Genomic DNA, 22,054 nt, shown 5'->3' on the forward strand with positions numbered 1-22,054 from the left:
GGATGAGCGGAGTAGTGAAATGAATGAGTTTCCGGTAGTACTGGTTATTAACTGTGGTTCGTCTTCCATTAAATTCTCAGTGCTGGATGCAGCAAACTGTGAAGTTTTAATGGCGGGAATTGCAGACGGTATTAACTCTGAAAATGCGTTCATAGCAATTAATGGAGGAGAGCCAGCTAAGCTGGCTCACCACAGCTACGAAGACGCATTAAAAGCAATTGCCGTTGAACTGGAGAAACGTAATTTAATGGACAGCGTGGCCTTAATTGGCCACCGCATTGCCCACGGCGGAAATATCTTTACCGAATCAGCAATTATTACTGACGAAGTTATCGACAATATTCGCCGGGTATCGCCATTAGCACCGCTACATAATTATGCGAACCTGAGCGGGATTGAATCTGCTCAGCACCTTTTCCCAGGCGTGCAGCAGGTTGCGGTATTTGATACCAGCTTCCACCAGACGATGGCCCCTGAGGCCTATCTGTACGGTTTACCGTGGAAATATTATGAGGAGTTGGGCGTTCGTCGTTATGGCTTCCACGGCACGTCGCACCGCTATGTTTCTCAACGGGCGCATGAGCTTCTTGACCTGCAGAGTGATGACTCCGGTCTGGTTGTGGCGCACCTTGGGAACGGCGCGTCAATCTGTGCGGTACGTAATGGACAGAGCGTTGATACCTCAATGGGCATGACGCCGCTGGAAGGGCTGATGATGGGCACACGCAGCGGCGACGTCGATTTCGGCGCCATGGCGTGGATTGCCAGCGAAACCAACCAGACGCTCGGCGACCTTGAGCGCGTAGTGAATAAAGAGTCCGGTTTACTGGGTATTTCCGGTTTGTCCTCTGACTTACGTACGTTAGAAAAAGCCTGGCACGAAGGACATGAGCGTGCGCAGCTGGCGATTAAAACGTTTGTGCATCGTATTGCACGCCATATCGCCGGACATGCCGCATCGCTGCATCGTCTTGATGGGATTATTTTCACCGGCGGAATTGGTGAGAACTCGGTATTAATTCGTCGTCTGGTTATTGAACATCTCGCCGTTTTAGGGGTGAATATCGACAGCGAAATGAATAGCCTGCCAAATTCCCATGGCGAAAGAATTATCTCTAATAAAGATGCTCGTGTTATTTGTGCGGTTATTCCCACAAATGAAGAGAAAATGATTGCGCGTGATGCCATTGCCTTAGGCAAAATTAATACACCAGTAGAATTTGCATAATTAAATTTCAGCAGAGAGATTATTTTTCATGAAGGTAAATATCGATACCAGCGATATGCTGTATGCCGAAGCCTGGAATGGCTTTAAAGGTACGGACTGGAAAGAAGAAATTAATGTCCGTGATTTTATTCAGCACAACTATACGCCTTATGAAGGGGATGAATCTTTCCTCGCCGAAGCAACGCCTGCGACCACTGCATTGTGGGAAAAAGTTATGGCGGGCATCCGTATTGAAAACTCGACGCACGCGCCGGTTGATTTCGATACCAATATTGCGACCACGATAACCGCGCATGACGCCGGTTATATTGAACAAGAACTGGAAAAAATCGTCGGTCTACAAACGGATAAGCCGCTCAAGCGTGCTCTGCATCCGTTTGGCGGCATCAATATGATCAAAAGCTCTTTTGATGCTTATGGTCGTGAGATGGATGCTGATTTTGAATACCAGTTTACTGAACTGCGTAAAACCCATAACCAGGGCGTATTCGACGCCTACTCTCCGGATATGCTGCGCTGCCGTAAATCCGGCGTGTTGACCGGCCTGCCGGATGGTTACGGTCGTGGTCGTATCATCGGTGATTATCGCCGCGTCGCGCTGTACGGTATCCGCTATCTGGTGCGTGAGCGTGAACTGCAGTTTGCCGATCTCCAGTCGAACCTGGAGTGGGGCCAGAATCTTGAAGCCACGATTCGTCTTCGCGAAGAGCTGTCTGAACACCGTCGCGCTCTGCTGCAAATGCAGGAAATGGCGGCGAAATACGGCTGCGATATCTCCCGTCCGGCGCGTAATGCGCAGGAAGCGGTGCAGTGGGTGTACTTTGCTTACCTGGCTGCGGTGAAATCTCAGAACGGTGGCGCTATGTCGCTGGGCCGTACCGCATCGTTCCTCGACATCTACATTGAGCGCGATTTCAAAGCGGGAATTTTAAACGAGCAGCAGGCGCAGGAGCTGATCGACCACTTCATTATGAAGATCCGTATGGTGCGCTTCCTGCGTACGCCGGAATTCGACACCCTGTTCTCAGGCGACCCAATCTGGGCGACCGAAGTTATCGGCGGTATGGGACTGGATGGCCGCACGCTGGTGACGAAAAACTCGTTCCGCTACCTGCATACGCTACACACCATGGGCCCGGCACCTGAGCCGAACCTGACGGTGCTGTGGTCTGAGCAGCTACCGATAGCCTTCAAAAAGTACGCCGCCCAGGTGTCTATCATCACTTCGTCTTTGCAGTATGAAAACGACGATCTGATGCGTGCCGACTTTGACAGCGATGACTATGCCATTGCCTGCTGCGTCAGCCCGATGGTTATCGGCAAGCAAATGCAGTTCTTCGGGGCGCGTGCCAACCTCGCCAAAACGTTGCTGTATGCAATCAACGGCGGCGTGGATGAGAAGCTGAAAATCCAGGTCGGGCCGAAAACGGCACCGCTGATGGATGACGTGTTGGACTACGACACGGTGATGGAGAGCCTGGACCACTTTATGGACTGGCTGGCCGTGCAGTACATCAGCGCGTTGAACATCATCCACTACATGCACGACAAGTACAGCTACGAAGCTTCGCTGATGGCGCTGCACGATCGTGATGTCTATCGCACGATGGCCTGTGGTATGGCGGGTCTGTCCGTGGCGGCGGATTCTCTGTCGGCTATCAAATACGCTCGCGTGAAACCGATTCGTGATGAAAATGGTCTGGCAGTTGATTTCGAAATCGAAGGCGACTATCCGCAATACGGCAACAACGACGAGCGCGTAGACAGCATTGCCTGCGACCTGGTCGAACGCTTTATGAAGAAAATTAAGGTGTTGCCAACTTATCGTAACGCGGTGCCGACGCAGTCCATTCTGACTATCACCTCCAACGTGGTGTACGGACAGAAAACCGGTAATACGCCGGATGGACGTCGCGCAGGTACGCCGTTTGCGCCAGGGGCAAACCCGATGCACGGCCGCGATCGCAAAGGTGCGGTGGCGTCGTTAACCTCGGTTGCCAAACTGCCGTTCACCTATGCCAAAGACGGTATCTCGTACACCTTCTCCATTGTGCCGGCAGCGCTGGGCAAAGAGGATGGAGTGCGTAAAACCAACCTGGTCGGTCTGCTGGACGGTTACTTCCATCATGAAGCACATGTGGAAGGTGGTCAGCATCTGAACGTTAACGTTATGAACCGTGAAATGTTGATGGATGCCATTGAGCACCCGGAAAACTATCCGAACCTGACGATCCGCGTGTCTGGTTATGCGGTGCGCTTCAACGCGCTGACCCGCGAACAGCAGCAGGATGTTATTTCACGTACTTTCACCCAGGCGCTCTGACGCCGGAGGGACTATGAGAAAAGTAATTGCAACCGAATGTGCGCCAGGGGCGATTGGGCCTTACGTACAGGGTGTGGATCTGGGCAGCATGGTGTTGACGTCAGGTCAAATCCCGGTGTGTCCACAGACCGGTAAAGTGGCTGAAAACGTGGCCGATCAGGCGCGTCAAAGCCTGGAAAACGTGAAAGCGATCGTCGAGTCCGCAGGTTTGAAAGTGAGCGATATCGTGAAGACGACCGTTTTCGTTTCTGACCTGAACGACTTCGCCACCATTAATCAGGTGTACCAGCAGTTCTTTGATGAGCATAAGGCAATCTACCCCACGCGCAGTTGCGTGCAGGTCGCCCGCTTACCAAAGGATGTGAAGCTGGAGATTGAAGCCATCGCCGTACGTGGCGACACGCTGTAATCCCTTGCGGGGCGATCTCAGATCGCCCCGATCCTTAATGAGTGTGAAACCTGGTCTTCACTGAACGGCAATCCGAGGGTGTGGATATGATTAGCGCATTCGATATTTTTAAGATTGGCATTGGACCTTCCAGCTCCCATACCGTGGGGCCAATGAACGCAGGTAAAAGCTTTATCGATCTGTTGGTCAGCAGCGGGGAACTCCCCAAGGCTACGCATATTGTGGTCGATCTTTATGGATCACTTTCCCTGACCGGAAAAGGTCATGCGACAGATGTCGCCATCATGATGGGACTGGCCGGTAACAGTCCGCAAAACGTTAATATAGATTCTATCGCTGGTTTTACTCAGGAAGTGGCCCGTACCGGACGTTTACCGGTTGCAGAGGGCACGCATATTGTCGATTTCTCCCCAGACAAAAATATCCTCTTTCACGCCGAAACGCTGCCGCGCCATGAAAATGGCATGCGTATCACCGCATGGAACGGCACCGAGACGCTATTAAGCAAAACCTATTACTCCGTCGGCGGTGGTTTTATCGTTGAAGAGGAGCAATTTGGTCAGGCGCATGATGTTGAAGCACACGTGCCCTACAATTTTCATTCCGCCAGCGAACTGCTGAAACTGTGCGAGCGCAACGGGCTATCCGTTTCCGGTCTGATGATGCAGAACGAACTGGCGATGCGTAGCAAAGAAGAAATCGATGCTGGTTTTGCCGCCATCTGGGACGTCATGCACGCCGGCATTGAGCGTGGCATGAACACCGAAGGCGTCCTGCCGGGTCCATTGAACGTCCCGCGCCGCGCCGTGGCATTACGCCGGTTGCTGGTTTCCAGCGATAACCTGTCCAGCGACCCGATGAACGTTATTGACTGGATCAACATGTTCGCGCTGGCCGTGAGCGAAGAAAACGCCGCCGGGTGCCGGGTTGTTACGGCACCGACCAACGGCGCATGTGGAATTATCCCTGCCGTATTGGCCTATTACGACAAGTTCCGCCGTCCGGTGAATGCAAACTCCATTGCCCGCTACTTGCTGGCCGCGGGGGCGATAGGGGCGCTGTATAAGATGAACGCCTCTATTTCTGGTGCCGAAGTCGGCTGTCAGGGTGAAATTGGCGTAGCCTGTTCAATGGCGGCAGCCGGGCTGACCGAGTTGCTCGGCGGTAGCCCGTCGCAGGTTTGTATTGCGGCGGAAATCGCCATGGAGCATAACCTGGGGCTGACCTGCGATCCGGTTGCTGGACAGGTGCAAATACCTTGCATTGAGCGTAATGCGATCAACGCGGTAAAAGCCGTCAACGCCGCACGCATGGCGCTACGTCGCACATCTGAGCCACGCGTTTCGCTCGATAAAGTGATCGAGACCATGTATGAAACGGGCAAAGATATGAACGACAAATACCGCGAAACGTCACGCGGTGGTCTGGCGATTAAAGTGGTTTGTACCTGAGATGAAAGGGTGCGTTTGTAGGCCGGATAAGGTGTAAGCGCCGCCGCTCCCTTGCATCCCAGGCTCCCGGCGGGAAAATCGTCGCTGCGCGAGCTATTCGTCTTATTCCGTCTGCCTGTCGGGTCGGGGCCGAGCCTGCATCCATGCAGGCCGTCCCCTCTGCCCGCATCCCTGCGGGCAGTCCCGGTCAGCCGTCAACGCCTCATCGATTTTCAGCCGGACCGGGGTCATCGCTTCAACCCTCTGACTTCCAGTTAAATCTGTTTTGCTGTTTTAACAAAAAACGCAGAAGGTGAGGTGTTAACTGATCAGCATTAGCACTTTGGTGTACATTTTTTGTTGTGATCTGCTTCAAAAATAGAATTTAAATCCTACATATGCATATAAAAGAGAAAATATTTCTTAACTTTTAGAAATTACAGGGGTTTGTTTGTGAAGTTTTTCTCTGATCCTGCGCGTATGATTTCTTCATTACTCCAATAGCTCACCTGCACCTAAGTACTGCGTATCGCATTGATGCAGTACGAAAAAAATATAAAAACCTCTACCTACACATTGAGCGGGAAATTATGGAAACGGCAACGAATAGTAGCGTAATACTCGACGCATCTGCTCCGGCACGTCGGGCGGGAATGACCGAAAGCGAATGGCGTGAAGCCATTAAGTTCGACAGCACGGACACCGGCTGGGTCATTATGAGTATCGGTATGGCAATTGGCGCGGGGATTGTTTTTCTTCCTGTCCAGGTTGGATTGATGGGGCTGTGGGTGTTCTTGCTCTCCTCTATCATCGGCTACCCAGCCATGTATTTGTTCCAGCGTCTGTTTATCAACACGCTGGCTGAGTCCCCAGAGTGTAAAGACTACCCGAGCGTGATCAGCGGCTATCTGGGTAAGAACTGGGGCATCCTGTTAGGTGCGTTGTATTTTGTGATGCTGGTTATCTGGATGTTCGTTTATTCCACCGCCATCACCAATGACAGCGCCTCCTATCTGCACACGTTTGGTGTGACGGAAGGTTTACTGTCCGACAGCCCGTTCTATGGCCTGGTACTGATTTGCATCCTGGTGGCTATCTCGTCACGCGGGGAACAAATGCTGTTTAAAATCTCCACCGGCATGGTAATGACCAAGCTGCTGGTTGTGGCAGCGCTTGGCGTGTCGATGGTAGGGATGTGGCATCTGCATAACGCGGGTTCACTGCCGCCGATGGCGCTGCTGATCAAAAATGCGATCATCACTCTGCCGTTTACGCTGACCTCGATTCTGTTTATTCAGACCTTAAGCCCGATGGTTATCTCATACCGTTCACGCAACAAATCCATCGAAGTGGCGCGCCATAAAGCCCTGCGTGCCATGAACATCGCGTTCGGTATTCTGTTTGTTACCGTCTTTTTCTACGCCGTTTCCTTCACGTTGGCGATGGGCCACGACGAAGCGGTTAAAGCTTATGAGCAGAACATTTCCGCTCTGGCGATTGCCGCGCAATTTATCAATGGTGCGGGTGCTGGCTGGGTGAAAATCGTCAGCGTTATTCTGAACATTTTCGCCGTTATGACCGCTTTCTTCGGTGTCTACTTAGGTTTCCGTGAAGCGACTCAAGGGATCGTGATGAACATTCTGCGCCGCTATATGCCGGCTGAGAAAATCAACGAAACCTTTGTTCAGCGCGGCATTATGATTTTTGCCATCCTGCTGGCCTGGAGCGCAATTGTGCTCAACGCGCCGGTGCTGAGCTTCACCTCTATTTGTAGCCCTATCTTCGGCATGGTGGGTTGTCTGATCCCGGCCTGGCTGGTCTACAAAGTTCCTGCACTGCACAAATACAAAGGCGCTTCCCTGTATCTGATTATTTTCACGGGCCTGCTGTTGTGCGTTTCTCCGTTCCTGGCATTTTCCTGAGATATTTGAGCAAAGGTTGTTGTTATGTTTGAGACTACATTGAATCCATTATGGGATAGTTTTATCCGCGCGGTGCAGGAAGAAGTTAAGCCTGCGTTGGGCTGTACAGAACCTATCTCTCTGGCTCTGGCGGCGGCGGTTGCATCCTCTGAGCTGGACGGCGCGGTTGAACGCATTGACGCGTGGGTCTCACCGAACCTGATGAAAAACGGCATGGGCGTTACCGTGCCGGGTACCGGAATGGTCGGGTTACCTGTCGCGGCGGCGCTGGGTGCGCTGGGGGGAAATGCCCGTGCCGGTTTAGAGGTACTGAAAGATGCGTCACCACAAGCGATCGCCGATGCGAAAGCGATGCTGAGCGCTGGCAAGGTTGCGGTGATGCTGCAGGAGCCTTGCGAGGACATCCTCTTTTCCCGCGCGAAGGTTTACAGCGCTGAAGGATGGGCGTGCGTGACGATTGTGGGCGGTCATACCAACATTGTGCACATCGAGACCAATAAGGGCGTAGTGTTCACCACAGAACAGAATGCTCAGGAAGAGGAGCAGGAGTCGCCGCTGGCGGTATTGTCTCACACCTCGCTGGAAGAGATTCTGGCGTTCGTGAACGCGGTACCGTTTGAGTCAATCCGCTTCATTCTCGATGCGGCAAAACTGAACGGTGCGCTGTCTCAGGAAGGGCTGCGCGGTAACTGGGGTTTGCACATCGGAACCACGCTTGAGAAGCAGTGCGCGCGCGGCCTGCTGGCGAACGATCTCTCCACCTCTATTCTGATCCGCACCAGTGCGGCATCGGATGCGCGAATGGGCGGGGCGACGCTGCCGGCCATGAGCAACTCCGGCTCCGGTAATCAGGGCATTACCGCGACTGTTCCGGTGATGGTGGTGGCCGAGCACTTTGGTGCGGATGAGGAGAAACTGGCACGTGCGCTAATGTTGTCTCATCTGAGCGCTATCTACATCCATCATCAGCTTCCGCGTTTGTCTGCACTGTGTGCGGCAACTACGGCGGCGATGGGGGCAGCAGCGGGGATGGCATGGATCGTAGATGGTCGCTACAACACCATCGCGATGGCGATCAGTAGCATGATTGGCGACGTGAGCGGAATGATTTGCGATGGCGCTTCAAACAGCTGCGCGATGAAAGTCTCAACCAGTGCTTCCGCGGCGTGGAAAGCGGTACTGATGGCGCTGGATGATACTGCTGTAACCGGCAACGAAGGGATTGTGGCGCATAACGTGGAACAATCTATCGCTAACCTGTGCGCGCTGGCGTGTCGTTCAATGCAGGAAACCGACAAGCAGATTATTGAGATCATGGCCAGTAAGGCACATTAATCTGTAGGCCGGGTAAGCCGTTGGCGCCACCCGGCATAAGTCTAAGCCGCCTGTTCAGGCGGCTTCTTCGTCTTCCAGCCGTAGTTCGGCATCGGCCACAATCGCTTCCAGCTCTGTCAGCATTTCTTCATAGCCGAAGGTAACTGTTTCCTGTTTTTTCGGCTCAACCTGAGGTTGGCGTTTTTTTGATGATTTCTTGCTCAATAGTCGTACTCCATTGTTTTCCCTGACTATACGGGCAAATCTATCAGCAAAGCGCGCAGCGGGGTATCGGCGACTAACGTTATGTTAGTTTCGTCACGAATAAATGCCCCATCGCCACAGGTGAGCGCTTCTTTTTCGGCGCCAGACGTCACCGCATGGAATCTGCCGTGAATCGACTGTAAATAAGCGCGTGGCCCATGTAACTGAAAACTCAACGATTCACCTTGCTGCAGCTCAACGTGGTGCACCCATACCTGTTGGCGCAGATGCAGGCTGCCTTGTTCACCGTCCGGCGAGGCCAGCAACTGATGCTTACCGGTGCTCAGCATGGCTTTCTGTACACAGGCGTTTTCACGCTGCGGGCAGGCGTCCAGCCAGAGCTGCATCCGGGTTAACGGTTTGTCTTTGCTGATATTGTGTTCGCTATAGCTAATCCCGGGCTGTGTCGCGAGCAGCAAAACTTCACCTGCTTTGGCCTTGATATGGTTGCCTTCGCTGTCTCGGTACTCCGCTTCCCCTTCGAGGATCAGATTGACGATATCCACCTTCGGATAGGTCCGTGGCTGGAAAGAGGCCCCCGGTGCCAGAACTTCCTGGTTCAGAACACGCAGCGAGGCATAACCCAGCAGTTTAGGATCAAAATAGTGTCCAAAGGAGAAGGTATAACGGGCCTGCAACCAGCCGTAGTCTGCTTGCCCGCATTGTTTGGCTGTACGGGTAGTAATCATAGTTCTTGACCTCTCTTTACTTCCTTTTATGTTAAATGGCTAGACGCTGCATTGTTAGCCAGATATTCTGCCCGGTATGTTCAAATTTCCTGAATGAGAACGAGATGGCCAAAGAAAGGGCTTTAACGCTTGAAGCGTTACGCGTCATGGACGCAATAGACAGACGCGGTAGTTTTGCTGCTGCGGCAGACGAACTGGGACGCGTTCCTTCCGCACTTAGCTATACCATGCAGAAGCTGGAGGAAGAGCTGGACGTGGTGCTGTTTGACCGCTCAGGCCACCGCACAAAATTCACTAACGTTGGGCGTATGTTGCTGGAGCGCGGGCGCGTACTGCTGGAAGCTGCGGATAAACTGACTACCGATGCCGAAGCATTGGCTCGCGGTTGGGAAACGCATCTGACTATCGTTACCGAAGCGCTGGTGCCGACGGCGGCGTTTTTCCCGCTGATCGACAGGCTTGCCGGGAAGGCCAATACCCAGCTTTCCGTTATTACCGAAGTTCTGGCCGGGGCGTGGGAGCGTCTTGAGCAGGGGCGGGCGGATATCGTGATTGCGCCGGATATGCATTTTCGCTCATCCTCAGAAATCAACTCGCGCAAGCTGTACTCGCTGATGAACGTCTATGTAGCGGCCCCGGATCATCCCATCCATCAGGAGCCGGAACCGTTATCGGAAGTCACCCGTGTTAAATACCGTGGGATCGCGGTGGCGGATACCGCCCGTGAACGTCCGGTGCTGACGGTTCAACTGCTTGATAAGCAGCCGCGTCTGACGGTGAGTACGATAGAAGATAAACGTCAGGCGCTGTTGGCAGGACTTGGCGTGGCGACGATGCCGTACCCGCTGGTGGAAGAGGATATTGCGGCTGGTCGGCTGCGGGTCGTTAGTCCGGAATCGACAAGCGAGATAGATATTATTATGGCCTGGCGTCGTGACAGCATGGGCGAGGCGAAATCCTGGTGTCTGCGGGAAATCCCCAAGCTGTTTGCGGGTAAATAGCCTGACTGTTACGCCGGATGCGGTGCGAAGCACCTTATCCGGCCTGAAAGACGGAGTATGTTGTAGGCCTGATAAGCGCAGCGCCATCAGGCATCTACATATGCTACGTCAGGATAACTGTTTGGGATCGGGCCCGAAGCGGTTACTCCCCTGAGTCCCGTTTTGACAGTTGAAAATGATGATCACCAGCCAGCCTACGATCGGGATCAGCAGCACCAGTAGCCACCAGGCTGAACGATCGGTGTCATGTAAACGCCGGAACTGTACCGCCCACCACGGAATAAAGACCAGAACCCCGTAAATCGTCGTTAATATGCCTTCTCCACCGGCGCGCTCCCAGCCAAACATTCTGTCCAGAATACCCAGCACGAATGTGAAGATGATGTTGACCAGCACAAACATCCAGTATTCTTTACGACGTGCGCGGCCACCAAAACCAAAGTAATTCTTTAATACGTTTAAATACCAATCCATTTTTGCCTCGTTCTGCATTCAATTACTTGTTTTTAAAGTAATCAAATTAAGAATAGCTGTGAATGAAATGATGGTAAATATTTACGGTATTAATTATTTAGCCCCCAAATGGGGGCCTGTGTAAATCAGGCGAAACGCTCGTCACGCCCATGAGGTTCGTTGAGGTCCTGCCACGGCCCAACAGAAATAATGCCGGTCGGGTTAATGGTTTTGTGGCTACGGAAGTAGTGATTGCGGATATGATCGAAATTGACGGTTTCCGCAATACCCGGCATCTGGTAGATATCACGCAGGAAACCGTACAGGTTCAGATAGTCGCTAATCCGGTGTTTGTCGCACTTGAAGTGGGTGACATACACGGGATCAAAGCGTACCAGCGTGGTCCACAGGCGAATGTCGGCCTCGGTTAGCTGGTCGCCGGTCAGGTAGCGATGTTGCCCAAGGATCTGCTCCAGTCGTGCCAGAGATTGAAAGACGTTATCCACGGCGTCGTCGTAGGCTTCCTGACTGGTGGCAAATCCGGCTTTATACACGCCGTTATTAACGTTGTCATAAATCCAGCCGTTCAGCTCGTCGATTTTGCTTTGCAGGGCAGGGGGATAGTAATCTCCGGCTTTGGCGCCCAGCGCATCAAACGCGGTGTTAAACATGCGGATGATTTCTGCAGATTCGTTGCTGACAATGGTGTGGTTCTTTTTATCCCACAGCACCGGAACGGTGACCCGACCACTGTAGTGCGGATCGGCGTGTAAATAGAGCTGATAAAGAAATTCGTGTTGATACAGGGTATCGCCGGTTGCCGCCGGGAAGTTATCGTCAAAGGTCCAGCCGTTTTCCAGCATCAGCGGATGCACAACAGAAACGGAAATAAACGGTTCCAGCCCTTTGAGTTTGCGCAAAATCAGCGTGCGATGCGCCCACGGACAGGCCAGAGAAACGTACAGATGATAGCGGTCTTTTTCGGCAGCAAAGCCACCTTCACCGGTAGGGCCAGGCGCGCCATCCGCGGTGAGCCAGTTACGGAAAGCCGATGCTGAACGTTGAAATTTTCCACCGGTTGATTTGGTATCGTACCAGGTGTCATGCCAGACGCCGTCAATCAGTTGTCCCATGATTTTCGCCTCCTCAGATAGCAAAAGCGAGGAGATATCTCCTCGCTTTTTGATGTGTTCAGTATAGTTTGCTTACCACTTTTTATTCAGTACGCGGTCAATACTAAATGCGCCTGGACCGGTGATAGCCAGCAGCAGGAAACCGCCTGCGATGGTCAGGTTTTTCATGAACATCAGAGAGTTCACACCTTCCGCAAAGTTGCTGTGGAAGAGGAACGCCGTCAGCAATGTGAAGCCTGCGGTGAACAGCGCGGTTGTACGGGTCAGGAAACCGAACAGAATTGCCAGACCGCCGCCAAACTCAAGCAGAATCACCAGCGGCAGCATAAATCCTGGGACGCCCATGGCTTCCATGTATTGTTGGGTACCCGCATATCCGGTGATTTTTCCCCAACCTGCGGTAATAAACAGGATTGGCATCAGAATGCGCGCTACCAGTACACCAACATCTTCTAATTTCTTCATCATACTCTCCAGGAAACCACTCAGGCGGCTTATTGTGTTTTTTTGTGCATCGACGCTGCAGAGCGCGTCGTTGCTGTCGATGGAGAGAATCATAAACGTGCTTAATGAGAATTGTTAGCAAGGAAAACTGTCAGTATTTTTCAAAAATTTTGAGGTTGGGGGCAAGGAAAGGATTAGCCGCGCAGTTGCTGCTGTCTGATGGTCGATTTCACCAGACGCCAGATACTCCAGACGCTAAAGCCGCGCTTAGCCCAGCGTACCAGCAGATTCGGGTTGCGGATGGTGCGAACCGCCATAATACTGCTCCCGACCAACACCCAGCCACGCAGGTTCAGTAGCGTCTTCCAGCCACGATCGTAGACCTCGGTGGCTTCCAGCCAGTCGCGGCGAGTCGCAGACAGATCCAGCCGTTGCTGCTGGATCTGTCCAAGCAGTTGCGCCTTACGCTTTTGACGTTCGACTTTGCTGCTCATTATGCATCATCCTCCAGGGCTTGCCTGTCATTAGCGAGTTCCTGGCGTGTATGGCGTAGCAGCGTTGTTTTACGTGCTTTACGCAGCGTCCATATCCCGCCAATCAGCGCTAACAGCAACAGCACAACGGTGGTAGCAATCATGGCGTTCAGGCGGTATTGAGGGTCAATGGCCCAGATGATAAGCACCATCAGGCTCATCAGGCCAAACGCCGCGAACAGCATAGTCAGCCCAAGCATCAGCAGGATCTGGATGAGATTGGCTTTTTCCTCTTCCAGCTCAACGACGGCCAGCCGCAGCCGTGTTTCTACGATCTCAACGAGAATCGTCAGGATCCGCTGTCCAATACCCAGTACGCCTTTGCCTGGACCTTGTGCGTGTTGAGAATCAGCCATTGTTAACGGCGCGACAGCAGTACACCAAGCACCACACCGACTGCAGCGCCAATGCCGACGCCTGTCCATGGGTTTTCGCGCACGTAGTTATCGGCTTTAGCCGCGGCCTCACGGGTCTGTTTGGCGATTACATCGCTGGTTTCACTCAGACGATGGCGGCTCTCGCGCAGCGCATGTTCGGCTTTGCTGCGAATTTTACTCATCTCTTCCTTCGACTTATCGCCAGAGGAGCTAAGTACTTCTTCAAGCGTATCCGCAAGAGATTTCAGCTCAGCGCGCAGGTTTTCCGTAGCATTATCTTTCGACATAGTTTTCTCCAGTTGAGTGGCTAGTTACCGTACTTAGTAATCGCGGGTCTCGAGTTCTTTTAGCTCTTGCTGGGCTTCAGCAAGCTTGTGTTCACGCTTTGCTACCTTATCCGCATCGCCTTTTTGCTTAGCTTCGGCTAAGTCACGTTGACGCTCGGCAATCTCATTTTTCTGCTCGGCGATCTTTTTCTGATGGTTAGCGCGCAGTTTGCTGTCAGTACAGTTTGCTCTGACTTCGCTCAGCGCTTTATTCAGCCCATTGATACGGCTCTGATTGTTGTGTTTTTCGGCATAGCTAATCTCCCGCTGAATGTCTTGTTCTTTTTCCTGACAGAGGGTGGTGGCGTAGCTGCCGGCACTGAGAGCGAAAAGGCTAATTGCCAAAGCGATGCGGTATTTCATTCTTGAACCTTCCATTGTGATTCGACCTCGTCGTTTAGGGTCGATGCTCCAGAATAATAAAGCGTTGGGTCATAAACCCAGTTTATTAATCATAGGCGCTAAACGGTGAAATCACCAAAGTGAGTGATCTAATTCAGATTCCTGGAAATTAACCAAAACGGTGTGGGGTCTCACGTAAGCGGGATAACCACTGAACCGCCTGATTATTATCATCCTGCTGAGCGATAACGAAACCGTGCGGTAACGTTCGATCCAGTACGACCTTCGCCGCTGCGCTCTGTGCACTGGAATCAAAGGTAATCAGCAGGGCGTCATTTTGCGGAGTGATGCTTTTAAAACGAATGCCGTTGGCATCCAGGTGATGCCAGATAGAGAAGCCATCAGGCATGCTGGCTCCCTGGTTTACGGCACGAATGGCAAGCGTTGACTCCTGCTGGCGAATGACCGACCAGGTCAGGAGCAACGCGCCGATGAACAACATAAAAGTGGTGGACCAGGCAAGTCGTCGGAGCGTTATGCATGATTTCAGCATAATTTACCCTCGGTTCCCGTATTTCTTTTTCCAAAGAACAACCAGTGAACCTGCCAGACCAAACACCAGTAACACCACAGGAAGCAGCATCAGGCAAGACATCAGCTGATCTTCATATTTGAGAAACACCGGTGTTTTGCCCAGCAGATAGCCCAGCGATGTGAGAATAAGGACCCAAAGCAGTCCGCTCATCCAGTTAAAGAACTGAAAGCGCGCATTGTTCAGGCCGGACAATCCTGCGATGGTCGGCAGTAATGTTCTGACAAACGCGATAAAGCGACCGACCAGCAGCGCAGACAAGCCATGCTTATGGAACAGATGATGCGCACGCTGATGGTAATGTGCAGGAAGATGAGATAACCAGTTTTGCACTGTGCGGGTATTGCCCAACCATCGACCTTGTATATAGCTGAGCCAGCAACCGAGGCTGGCTGCGGTGGTGAGTAGTAGCACCGTTTGCGGAAAACCCATTGCGCCTTTGGCAATAAGTACGCCGACCAGTACCAGCAAACTGTCGCCAGGTAAAAAGGCTGCTGGCAGCAGTCCGTTTTCCAGAAACAAAATGGTAAAGAGTACAAAATAGAGCATGCCAATCATGGAAGGATTGGCCAGCGTTTCAAAATCCTGAGCCCATAAAGCATTTAGTAATTGAGTCAGTAGTTCCATTCAATATTCCTGGAGAATCGGTTATCGTCATGCCGGTTTTCTGGGTTTTGTAACACCACGATTTTATTAATATTTTTTACATGACTCGCGGTTTGATACAAATTCACGGCCTGAACTATTCCCTGTAAAGTTGTGAAGTTAGCAAGCTCTTAAACACAAAAATTCAAACAGCATCTAATTGTAACAAAGGTCAACGTAGTCCGTTATAGAAATTACGGTTGTTGAACTGTGATTTTGCTTATCGCAATGGAGGGAGGCGAGAGGATTTACACAGGCTGACACTTTATACCTAACGCTTACCAAGTGTCAGAAACAGGCGCGTGGTCGCGCCTGCATTGATAAGATTGTTTATTTTGCGCTGTTAGCCGCTGTATCGAGGTGAACGACCGGATTTTCGGTAAATAGATAACGGTCCGCATTGAACTCAAAATCATCGCTGGTTTCGTTAAACAGCATCTGCTTCGTGTTCTCAAGATGCTGCCACATCGCCAGTTTGGCGGCATGAGGATCTTTGCGAATCAGCGCCCGAAGGATCTGGTCATGGTCATCACACCAGTTATCAACCGTGCGCAGGTCGATGTGGTCGTGCAGTTTCTTCCAGTAGGGGTTATGAATACGCTGAGTCCACATTTTTTCAACAATCGCGGCCAGAGCCGAGTTCTGCGTTGCCAGGGCGACCTGCACATGGAACTGGAGATCCCACTCGGAGTCACGAAAGCTTTTTTCGTTACGTGATTTCTCCTGAATCTCCATCAGCTTCATGATGTCCTGTTTGGTCACCTGCGTGGCGGCAAACTCGGCAATGTTGCTTTCTATGAGCTGACGCGCCTGGAGCAGCTCGAAAGGACCGTAGCTGGCAAATTCCAGGTTTTCATCTGGCGCAACATAATGTCTGGGTTGGTTGGAAATGACGTGGATCCCCGATCCTTTGCGCACCTCAACGTAACCCTCTACCTCGAGCATGATAATTGCTTCACGAACCACGGTACGGCTGACATTTTTTTCATCTGCGATAAAGCGCTCGGCAGGGAGTTTGTCACCCACCAGATAGACGCCTTGCTCAATGCGTTCTTTCAGATCAGCTGCAAGTTGTTGGTACAAACGTCGTGGTTCGGTGATTTCCATATGCGCTCCAGGCATGATACGGCAGACTATATTTGTTATACCACTTTTGCGATTACTGCTCCACTCGCGGCGATAAAAAAGCCGCCAGATGACTGGCGGCTTCGCATTATATACCCTTGATGAAAAACAGCGGGTTAATTTTGCGGAGCGGGATCGCCAGTCTGTGATCCCGAGTCGACCTCGCTGGCCGATTTGTTTTGCAAGACCGTCCAGATAACGAGTGCGCCGAGCAGGTCGAATACCGCCAGTACGGCGAACAGCGGGCTAAAGCCGATAGTGTCAGCCAGTGCGCCAACAACCAGTGCAAACAGCGTACTTGCAAGCCAGGCGGACATACCGGTCAGGCCGTTTGCCGTTGCCACTTCATTACGACCAAATACGTCAGAAGAAAGCGTAATCAGCGCACCGGACAGCGCCTGGTGAGCAAAGCCGCCAACGCACAGCAGGGCGATAGCAATGTACGGGCTGGTGAACAGACCAATCATCCCTGGGCCAATCATCAGCAATGCGCCCATGGTGACGACCATTTTACGTGAAACGATCAGGTTAACGCCGAACCAGCGCTGGAACAGCGGCGGTAAGTAGCCCCCAACGATACAGCCCAGGTCAGCAAACAGCATCGGCATCCAGGCAAACATCGCAATCTCTTTCAGGTTAAAGCCGTAGACTTTAAACATGAACAGCGGGATCCAGGCGTTGAAGGTACCCCAGGCTGGCTCTGCCAGGAAACGCGGCAGCGCGATGCCCCAGAACTGGCGGTTACGCAGGATCTGACCGAGCGACATTTTTTTCGAGGTCGCGTTTTTATGCTGTGATTCCTGACCATTCAGAATGTAATCACGTTCTTCATCAGACAGTTTTTTCTGGTCGCGCGGGTGTTTGTAGAACACAAGCCAGCACATCGCCCAGATGAAGCTCAGCGCACCGGAAATAATGAATGCCATCTGCCAGCTGTGCATGACGATTGCCCAGACGACCAGCGGCGGAGCAATCATCGCACCGATAGAAGAGCCGACGTTAAAGTACCCCACGGCAATTGAACGTTCTTTTGCCGGGAACCATTCAGAACTAGCTTTCAAACCCGCAGGGATCATTGCGGCTTCAGCGGCACCTACCGCGCCACGCGCCAGCGCCAGTCCACCCCAACTGCCAGCCAGTGCGGTCGCGCCGCAGAAGACGGCCCACAGAACGGCGAACATCGCGTAACCAACTTTTGTGCCGAGCACATCGAGCACGTAGCCGGCAACGGGTTGCATTACGGTGTAAGCAGCAGAATACGCTGCGATGATATAGGAATACTGTTGAGTGGAGATGTGTAACTCTTCCATCAGAGTTGGCGCAGCTGCCGCCACAGTGTTACGTGTCAGGTAACCCAGCACGGTGCCAAGCGTCACCAGTGCAATCATGTACCAACGTAACCCTTTAATTTTACGCATGTAAAACCTCATCGTTTTGTTATGTCCGCGAACGAGCGGTCATCTTCCAGTTCAGGGCGGAGGATGTTCTTTTACGAGGGGGGACCGAAAAAAAAGCCGGTACTCCCCGAACTTTGCCATGTCAATAATTGTGCTAATTCGGTTTCCGTACCGGTCAATCCGATGGTGATACATCGGTAATTTGCATTCCGTCGGCTTATGTATCGCGACGGCCAAAAGATAACTTGTCATACAGCTTTAAAAGGTGAGTGCCATCACAAAAGTGTGAATCTTCGTGTGGTCATTATTTCGATTCAGCAAAGCCAGCGCTGGCGCGGCTTGACGCGTGATTTACCTCTTTGAGAGTAATTTTTTTGTCACCATTTGTTGATCTAACTCACGAAAATATCTTCAGTGTATGGAAATTGGTGTGATAACTTTGTCAACATCAAAACATAAGCAATCTGACGCACTCGTTGAGAGGAAGACGATAATGACCCCGTTTATGACTGAAGATTTCCTGCTGGACACCGAATTTGCCCGCCGTCTGTACCATGATTACGCCAAAGACCAGCCGATCTTCGATTACCACTGCCATTTACCACCGCAACAAATCGCTGAAAACTACCGTTTTAATAACCTGTATGACATCTGGCTGAAGGGTGATCACTACAAATGGCGTGCGATGCGTACCAATGGCGTCGCTGAGCGCTTGTGTACTGGCGATGCGTCCGATCGCGAGAAGTTTGACGCATGGGCCGCCACGGTTCCGCACACTATCGGTAACCCGCTGTACCACTGGACCCACCTCGAATTACGTCGCCCGTTTGGTATTACAGGTAAGCTGCTTTCTCCTGCGACTGCTGATGAAATCTGGAACCAGTGCAACGAGCTGCTGGCGCAGGATAAATTCTCCGCGCGCGGCATCATGCAGCAGATGAATGTGAAAATGGTCGGCACTACCGATGACCCGATCGACTCTCTGGAGCATCATGCGGCCGTTGCTAAAGACGGAAGCTTTGATGTGAAAGTGCTGCCGAGCTGGCGTCCGGATAAAGCCTTTAACATTGAACTGGCGACCTTTAATGACTACATGGCGAAGCTTGGTGAAGTGTCTGACACGGATATCCGCCGCTTCAGCGATCTGCAAGCTGCACTGACCAAACGTCTGGATCACTTCGCGGCTCACGGCTGTAAAGTTTCTGACCACGCGCTGGACGTGGTGCTGTTTGCCGAATCTAACGAATCTGAACTGGATAGCATTCTGGCGCGTCGCCTGGCGGGTGAAACCCTGAGTGAGCATGAAGTTGCCCAGTTTAAAACTGCCGTGCTGGTGTTCCTTGGTGCGGAATATGCTCGTCGCGAATGGGTACAGCAGTACCACATCGGCGCGCTGCGTAATAACAACCTGCGCCAGTTCAAACTGTTGGGCGCGGATGTTGGCTTCGACTCCATCAATGACCGTCCGATGGCTGAAGAACTGTCCAAACTGCTGAGCAAGCAGAACGAACAGAACCTGCTGCCGAAAACCATTCTCTACTGCCTGAACCCGCGTGATAACGAAGTGCTGGGCACCATGATCGGCAACTTCCAGGGCGAAGGTATGCCGGGCAAGATGCAGTTCGGTTCCGGTTGGTGGTTCAACGATCAGAAAGACGGGATGGAACGTCAGATGACGCAGCTGGCCCAGCTCGGCCTGCTGAGCCGTTTCGTCGGCATGCTGACCGATAGCCGTAGCTTCCTGTCATACACGCGCCATGAATACTTCCGTCGCATTCTGTGCCAGATGATTGGCCGTTGGGTTGCTGCAGGTGAAGCACCGGCAGATATCCAGTTGCTGGGTGAAATGGTCAGAAATATTTGCTTTAACAATGCGCGTGATTACTTCGCCATTGAACTGAACTAAGGCCCGGGTGAAGGTATGCAATACATCAAGATCCATGCGCTGGATAACGTCGCGGTAGCGCTCGCTGATTTGGCTGAAGGAACCGAAGTCACCGTTGATGGGCAGGCGGTAACCCTGCGTCAGGCGGTCTCTCGTGGCCACAAATTCGCTTTACGTGATATTGCGAAAGGCGAAAACGTCATTAAATACGGTTTGCCAATTGGTCATACGCTGGTGGACGTTGCGGCGGGTGAGCATATTCATGCTCACAACACGCGCACTAATCTGAGCGACCTGGACACGTATAGCTACCACCCTGATTTTCAGGCGGAAGTTGCACAACCGGCGGATCGCGATGTGCAGATCTACCGTCGTGCCAACGGCGATGTTGGCGTGCGCAACGAACTGTGGATCCTACCGACGGTAGGCTGTGTTAACGCCATGGCGCGCCAGATGCAGAACCGTTTTCTGAAAGAGACTAACGACGCCGAAGGAATCGACGGCGTGCATCTCTTCAGCCACACCTACGGCTGTTCACAGCTCGGCGACGACCACATTAACACCCGCACTATGCTGCAAAACATGGTGCGTCACCCGAATGCGGGTGCGGTGCTGGTGGTTGGCCTTGGTTGTGAAAACAACCAGGTTGATGCCTTCCGCGAAACCTTAGGCGAGTACGATCCTGAGCGCGTTCACTTCATGGTCTGCCAACATCAGGAAGACGAAGTGGAAGCGGGGATTGAACATCTTCACCAGTTGTACAACGTGATGCGTAACGATAAGCGTGAGCCGGGTAAACTGGGTGAGCTGAAGTTTGGTCTGGAATGCGGCGGCTCTGACGGCCTGTCCGGTATTACCGCCAACCCGATGCTGGGGCGTTTTTCTGACTACGTGATTGCCAACGGCGGCACCACCGTACTGACCGAAGTACCGGAAATGTTCGGCGCCGAGCAACTGCTGATGGACCACTGCCGCGATGAAGAAACGTTCGGCAAGCTGGTCACCATGGTCAATGACTTCAAGCAGTACTTCATTGCTCACGACCAGCCGATCTACGAGAACCCATCGCCGGGCAACAAAGCGGGCGGTATCACCACGCTGGAAGATAAATCTCTCGGCTGCACGCAAAAAGCAGGCTCCAGCCAGGTGGTGGACGTATTGCGCTACGGCGAACGTCTGAAGACGCATGGTCTGAATCTACTGAGCGCACCGGGTAACGATGCGGTGGCGACCAGTGCCCTGGCGGGCGCGGGCTGTCATATGGTGCTGTTCAGTACCGGTCGCGGTACGCCGTACGGTGGTTTTGTGCCGACGGTGAAAATTGCTACCAACAGCGAGCTGGCGGCGAAGAAAAAGCACTGGATCGACTTTGACGCTGGACAGTTGATCCACGGCAAAGCGATGCCGCAGTTACTGGAAGAATTTGTCGATACCATCGTCGAGTTCGCCAACGGCAAGCAAACCTGCAACGAGCGGAATGATTTTAGAGAGTTAGCGATATTTAAAAGCGGCGTAACGTTGTAGTAAATACCTGATGGTACCTGCATGCAGGTCTGCGCAAACCGTAGGCCTGATAAGCGCAGCGCCATCAGGCACAAACCGTTGCCGGATGGCGGCGAACTCGCCTTATCCGGCCTACGAGATAGAATTGGGGTTGCTTGCATGACCGCGTATTGGCTGGCCCAGGGCGTAGGTGTCATCGCCTTTCTGATCGGTATTACCACCTTTTTCAATCGCGATGAGCGCCGGTTCCGGCTGCAACTCGCCGTCTATAGCGCCACCATCGGCGTGCATTTTTTCCTGATGGGTGCCTGGCCTGCGGGAATGAGCGCAGAACTCAACACCATCCGCACACTTGTCTCAATGCATACCCGCAAACTGTGGGTAATGACCGTTTTTATTGTCCTCACCCTGGTTCTCGGGCTGGCGAAATTACAGCATGCGATGGAGCTGTTGCCGATAATTGGCACGCTGGCCAGCACCTGGGCGCTGTTTCGCTGCAAAGGGTTAACCGTGCGCTGCGTCATGTGGTGCGCAACTGCCTGTTGGGTTATCCATAATTTCTGGCTGGGATCGATTGGTGGGACGATGATCGAAGGGAGTTTTCTGGTGATGAACGGCCTGAACATTATTCGCTTCCGGCGAATGCAAAAACGCGGAATTGATCCGTTCAAACTTGAAAAAAGCGTACAAGAAGAGAACCCCTCCGCCCGATGACGGAG

Annotated in this window: 23 protein-coding genes; 10 read left to right on the plus strand and 13 right to left on the minus strand. The window is 52.5% G+C overall.

The features are described from left to right. Positions 1-19 precede the first annotated feature (19 nt). From tdcD to OGY04_RS02925, 6 genes are all read left to right on the plus strand, one after another. On the plus strand, positions 20-1,228 hold the full coding sequence (tdcD, locus tag OGY04_RS02900) for a propionate kinase (protein ID WP_008785885.1): 1,209 nt from the start codon (positions 20-22) through the stop codon (positions 1,226-1,228). Between the two features lie 28 nt (positions 1,229-1,256). Then, positions 1,257-3,551 (plus strand): formate C-acetyltransferase, encoded by a 2,295-nt coding sequence (gene pflB, locus OGY04_RS02905; protein WP_043017750.1) that lies wholly within the window; start codon positions 1,257-1,259, stop codon positions 3,549-3,551. A 13-nt stretch (positions 3,552-3,564) separates the two neighbouring features. Next, positions 3,565-3,960 (plus strand): enamine/imine deaminase, encoded by a 396-nt coding sequence (locus tag OGY04_RS02910; RefSeq protein WP_286584711.1) that lies wholly within the window; start codon positions 3,565-3,567, stop codon positions 3,958-3,960. Between the two features lie 86 nt (positions 3,961-4,046). Continuing rightward, positions 4,047-5,411 carry an L-serine ammonia-lyase gene (tdcG, locus tag OGY04_RS02915; protein ID WP_008785882.1) on the plus strand — a complete coding sequence of 455 codons (1,365 nt, stop codon included), beginning with the start codon at positions 4,047-4,049 and terminating at the stop codon, positions 5,409-5,411. A gap of 569 nt (positions 5,412-5,980) precedes the next feature. After that, a complete protein-coding gene (locus tag OGY04_RS02920) occupies positions 5,981-7,312 on the plus strand; it encodes an SLC5/6 family protein (protein WP_020996346.1) in 1,332 nt (443 codons plus the stop codon). 24 nt (positions 7,313-7,336) lie between these two features. Further along, on the plus strand, positions 7,337-8,647 hold the full coding sequence (locus OGY04_RS02925) for an L-cysteine desulfidase family protein (RefSeq protein ID WP_008785880.1): 1,311 nt from the start codon (positions 7,337-7,339) through the stop codon (positions 8,645-8,647). Positions 8,648-8,701: 54 nt separating this feature from the next. Here OGY04_RS02925 and OGY04_RS02930 read toward each other — a convergent pair whose 3' ends face one another. Then, positions 8,702-8,851, minus strand: coding sequence for a protein YhaL (locus OGY04_RS02930; RefSeq protein WP_003828578.1), 150 nt, complete (start codon positions 8,849-8,851; stop codon positions 8,702-8,704). Positions 8,852-8,877: 26 nt separating this feature from the next. Beyond that, a complete protein-coding gene (locus OGY04_RS02935; protein WP_057067547.1) occupies positions 8,878-9,579 on the minus strand; it encodes a pirin family protein in 702 nt (233 codons plus the stop codon). A 104-nt stretch (positions 9,580-9,683) separates the two neighbouring features. Between OGY04_RS02935 and yhaJ the strand changes: the two genes are divergently transcribed. Beyond that, positions 9,684-10,580: a DNA-binding transcriptional regulator YhaJ gene (gene yhaJ / locus OGY04_RS02940; protein ID WP_003024855.1), complete on the plus strand. Its 897-nt coding sequence runs from the start codon at positions 9,684-9,686 to the stop codon at positions 10,578-10,580. A 108-nt stretch (positions 10,581-10,688) separates the two neighbouring features. Here the strand turns inward: yhaJ and OGY04_RS02945 are convergent, their stop codons facing one another. The 11 genes from OGY04_RS02945 to OGY04_RS02995 all read right to left on the minus strand — a co-directional run bounded on the left by OGY04_RS02945 (position 10,689) and on the right by OGY04_RS02995 (position 17,968). Further along, positions 10,689-11,054 carry a DUF805 domain-containing protein gene (locus OGY04_RS02945; RefSeq protein ID WP_008785879.1) on the minus strand — a complete coding sequence of 122 codons (366 nt, stop codon included), beginning with the start codon at positions 11,052-11,054 and terminating at the stop codon, positions 10,689-10,691. 125 nt (positions 11,055-11,179) lie between these two features. Next, entirely contained in the window at positions 11,180-12,166 is a 987-nt protein-coding gene (yqjG, locus tag OGY04_RS02950; RefSeq protein WP_008785878.1) for a glutathionyl-hydroquinone reductase YqjG, read from the minus strand. A gap of 72 nt (positions 12,167-12,238) precedes the next feature. After that, positions 12,239-12,631 carry a DoxX family protein gene (locus tag OGY04_RS02955; protein ID WP_003024847.1) on the minus strand — a complete coding sequence of 131 codons (393 nt, stop codon included), beginning with the start codon at positions 12,629-12,631 and terminating at the stop codon, positions 12,239-12,241. Between the two features lie 173 nt (positions 12,632-12,804). Further along, positions 12,805-13,104: a YqjK-like family protein gene (locus OGY04_RS02960; RefSeq protein ID WP_003828569.1), complete on the minus strand. Its 300-nt coding sequence runs from the start codon at positions 13,102-13,104 to the stop codon at positions 12,805-12,807. After that, a complete protein-coding gene (locus OGY04_RS02965) occupies positions 13,104-13,499 on the minus strand; it encodes a phage holin family protein (protein ID WP_003828567.1) in 396 nt (131 codons plus the stop codon). Before OGY04_RS02965 ends, OGY04_RS02960 begins: the two co-directional genes overlap by 1 nt. Positions 13,500-13,501: 2 nt before the next feature. Next, positions 13,502-13,807 (minus strand): ElaB/YgaM/YqjD family protein, encoded by a 306-nt coding sequence (locus tag OGY04_RS02970; RefSeq protein ID WP_003024832.1) that lies wholly within the window; start codon positions 13,805-13,807, stop codon positions 13,502-13,504. Positions 13,808-13,840: 33 nt separating this feature from the next. After that, entirely contained in the window at positions 13,841-14,209 is a 369-nt protein-coding gene (locus OGY04_RS02975; protein WP_032941739.1) for a DUF1090 domain-containing protein, read from the minus strand. Positions 14,210-14,357: 148 nt separating this feature from the next. Further along, positions 14,358-14,726 (minus strand): EnvZ/OmpR regulon moderator MzrA, encoded by a 369-nt coding sequence (mzrA, locus tag OGY04_RS02980; protein ID WP_162623447.1) that lies wholly within the window; start codon positions 14,724-14,726, stop codon positions 14,358-14,360. An 18-nt stretch (positions 14,727-14,744) separates the two neighbouring features. Next, positions 14,745-15,407, minus strand: a complete 663-nt coding sequence (gene yqjA, locus OGY04_RS02985) for a DedA family general envelope maintenance protein YqjA (protein ID WP_003828561.1) — start codon at positions 15,405-15,407, stop codon at positions 14,745-14,747. A 348-nt stretch (positions 15,408-15,755) separates the two neighbouring features. After that, positions 15,756-16,532, minus strand: a complete 777-nt coding sequence (exuR, locus tag OGY04_RS02990) for a transcriptional regulator ExuR (RefSeq protein WP_003828559.1) — start codon at positions 16,530-16,532, stop codon at positions 15,756-15,758. Positions 16,533-16,666: 134 nt separating this feature from the next. Continuing rightward, a complete protein-coding gene (locus tag OGY04_RS02995; RefSeq protein ID WP_003828557.1) occupies positions 16,667-17,968 on the minus strand; it encodes an MFS transporter in 1,302 nt (433 codons plus the stop codon). A 472-nt stretch (positions 17,969-18,440) separates the two neighbouring features. On the opposite strand from OGY04_RS02995, the gene uxaC reads away from it, so the two are divergent. The 3 genes from uxaC (at position 18,441) to OGY04_RS03010 (ending at position 22,049) form a co-directional block, all read left to right on the plus strand. Beyond that, on the plus strand, positions 18,441-19,853 hold the full coding sequence (gene uxaC / locus OGY04_RS03000) for a glucuronate isomerase (RefSeq protein WP_003024811.1): 1,413 nt from the start codon (positions 18,441-18,443) through the stop codon (positions 19,851-19,853). A 15-nt stretch (positions 19,854-19,868) separates the two neighbouring features. Further along, a complete protein-coding gene (locus OGY04_RS03005) occupies positions 19,869-21,356 on the plus strand; it encodes a UxaA family hydrolase (protein ID WP_032945078.1) in 1,488 nt (495 codons plus the stop codon). A gap of 138 nt (positions 21,357-21,494) precedes the next feature. Next, on the plus strand, positions 21,495-22,049 hold the full coding sequence (locus OGY04_RS03010) for a YgjV family protein (protein WP_057067553.1): 555 nt from the start codon (positions 21,495-21,497) through the stop codon (positions 22,047-22,049). Positions 22,050-22,054 lie beyond the last annotated feature (5 nt).

The organism is Citrobacter sp. Cpo091, from assembly GCF_030332645.1.
Classification (GTDB): Bacteria; Pseudomonadota; Gammaproteobacteria; order Enterobacterales; family Enterobacteriaceae; genus Citrobacter; species Citrobacter portucalensis.

Bases quoted from the DNA above. Each gene is read 5' to 3' on its own strand.
- OGY04_RS02910 (WP_286584711.1), top strand. From the start codon at position 3,565: ATGAGAAAAGTAATTGCAACCGAATGTGCGCCAGGGGCGATTGGGCCT.
- OGY04_RS02975 (WP_032941739.1), bottom strand. From the start codon at position 14,209: ATGAAATACCGCATCGCTTTGGCAATTAGCCTTTTCGCTCTCAGTGCC.
- exuR (WP_003828559.1), bottom strand. From the start codon at position 16,532: ATGGAAATCACCGAACCACGACGTTTGTACCAACAACTTGCAGCTGAT.
- yqjA (WP_003828561.1), bottom strand. From the start codon at position 15,407: ATGGAACTACTGACTCAATTACTAAATGCTTTATGGGCTCAGGATTTT.
- OGY04_RS02955 (WP_003024847.1), bottom strand. From the start codon at position 12,631: ATGAAGAAATTAGAAGATGTTGGTGTACTGGTAGCGCGCATTCTGATG.
- pflB (WP_043017750.1), top strand. From the start codon at position 1,257: ATGAAGGTAAATATCGATACCAGCGATATGCTGTATGCCGAAGCCTGG.
- OGY04_RS02995 (WP_003828557.1), bottom strand. From the start codon at position 17,968: ATGCGTAAAATTAAAGGGTTACGTTGGTACATGATTGCACTGGTGACG.
- uxaC (WP_003024811.1), top strand. From the start codon at position 18,441: ATGACCCCGTTTATGACTGAAGATTTCCTGCTGGACACCGAATTTGCC.
- OGY04_RS02960 (WP_003828569.1), bottom strand. From the start codon at position 13,104: ATGAGCAGCAAAGTCGAACGTCAAAAGCGTAAGGCGCAACTGCTTGGA.
- OGY04_RS03010 (WP_057067553.1), top strand. From the start codon at position 21,495: ATGACCGCGTATTGGCTGGCCCAGGGCGTAGGTGTCATCGCCTTTCTG.
- OGY04_RS02945 (WP_008785879.1), bottom strand. From the start codon at position 11,054: ATGGATTGGTATTTAAACGTATTAAAGAATTACTTTGGTTTTGGTGGC.
- tdcG (WP_008785882.1), top strand. From the start codon at position 4,047: ATGATTAGCGCATTCGATATTTTTAAGATTGGCATTGGACCTTCCAGC.
- OGY04_RS03005 (WP_032945078.1), top strand. From the start codon at position 19,869: ATGCAATACATCAAGATCCATGCGCTGGATAACGTCGCGGTAGCGCTC.
- tdcD (WP_008785885.1), top strand. From the start codon at position 20: ATGAATGAGTTTCCGGTAGTACTGGTTATTAACTGTGGTTCGTCTTCC.
- OGY04_RS02935 (WP_057067547.1), bottom strand. From the start codon at position 9,579: ATGATTACTACCCGTACAGCCAAACAATGCGGGCAAGCAGACTACGGC.
- OGY04_RS02965 (WP_003828567.1), bottom strand. From the start codon at position 13,499: ATGGCTGATTCTCAACACGCACAAGGTCCAGGCAAAGGCGTACTGGGT.
- yhaJ (WP_003024855.1), top strand. From the start codon at position 9,684: ATGGCCAAAGAAAGGGCTTTAACGCTTGAAGCGTTACGCGTCATGGAC.
- yqjG (WP_008785878.1), bottom strand. From the start codon at position 12,166: ATGGGACAACTGATTGACGGCGTCTGGCATGACACCTGGTACGATACC.
- OGY04_RS02970 (WP_003024832.1), bottom strand. From the start codon at position 13,807: ATGTCGAAAGATAATGCTACGGAAAACCTGCGCGCTGAGCTGAAATCT.
- OGY04_RS02925 (WP_008785880.1), top strand. From the start codon at position 7,337: ATGTTTGAGACTACATTGAATCCATTATGGGATAGTTTTATCCGCGCG.
- OGY04_RS02920 (WP_020996346.1), top strand. From the start codon at position 5,981: ATGGAAACGGCAACGAATAGTAGCGTAATACTCGACGCATCTGCTCCG.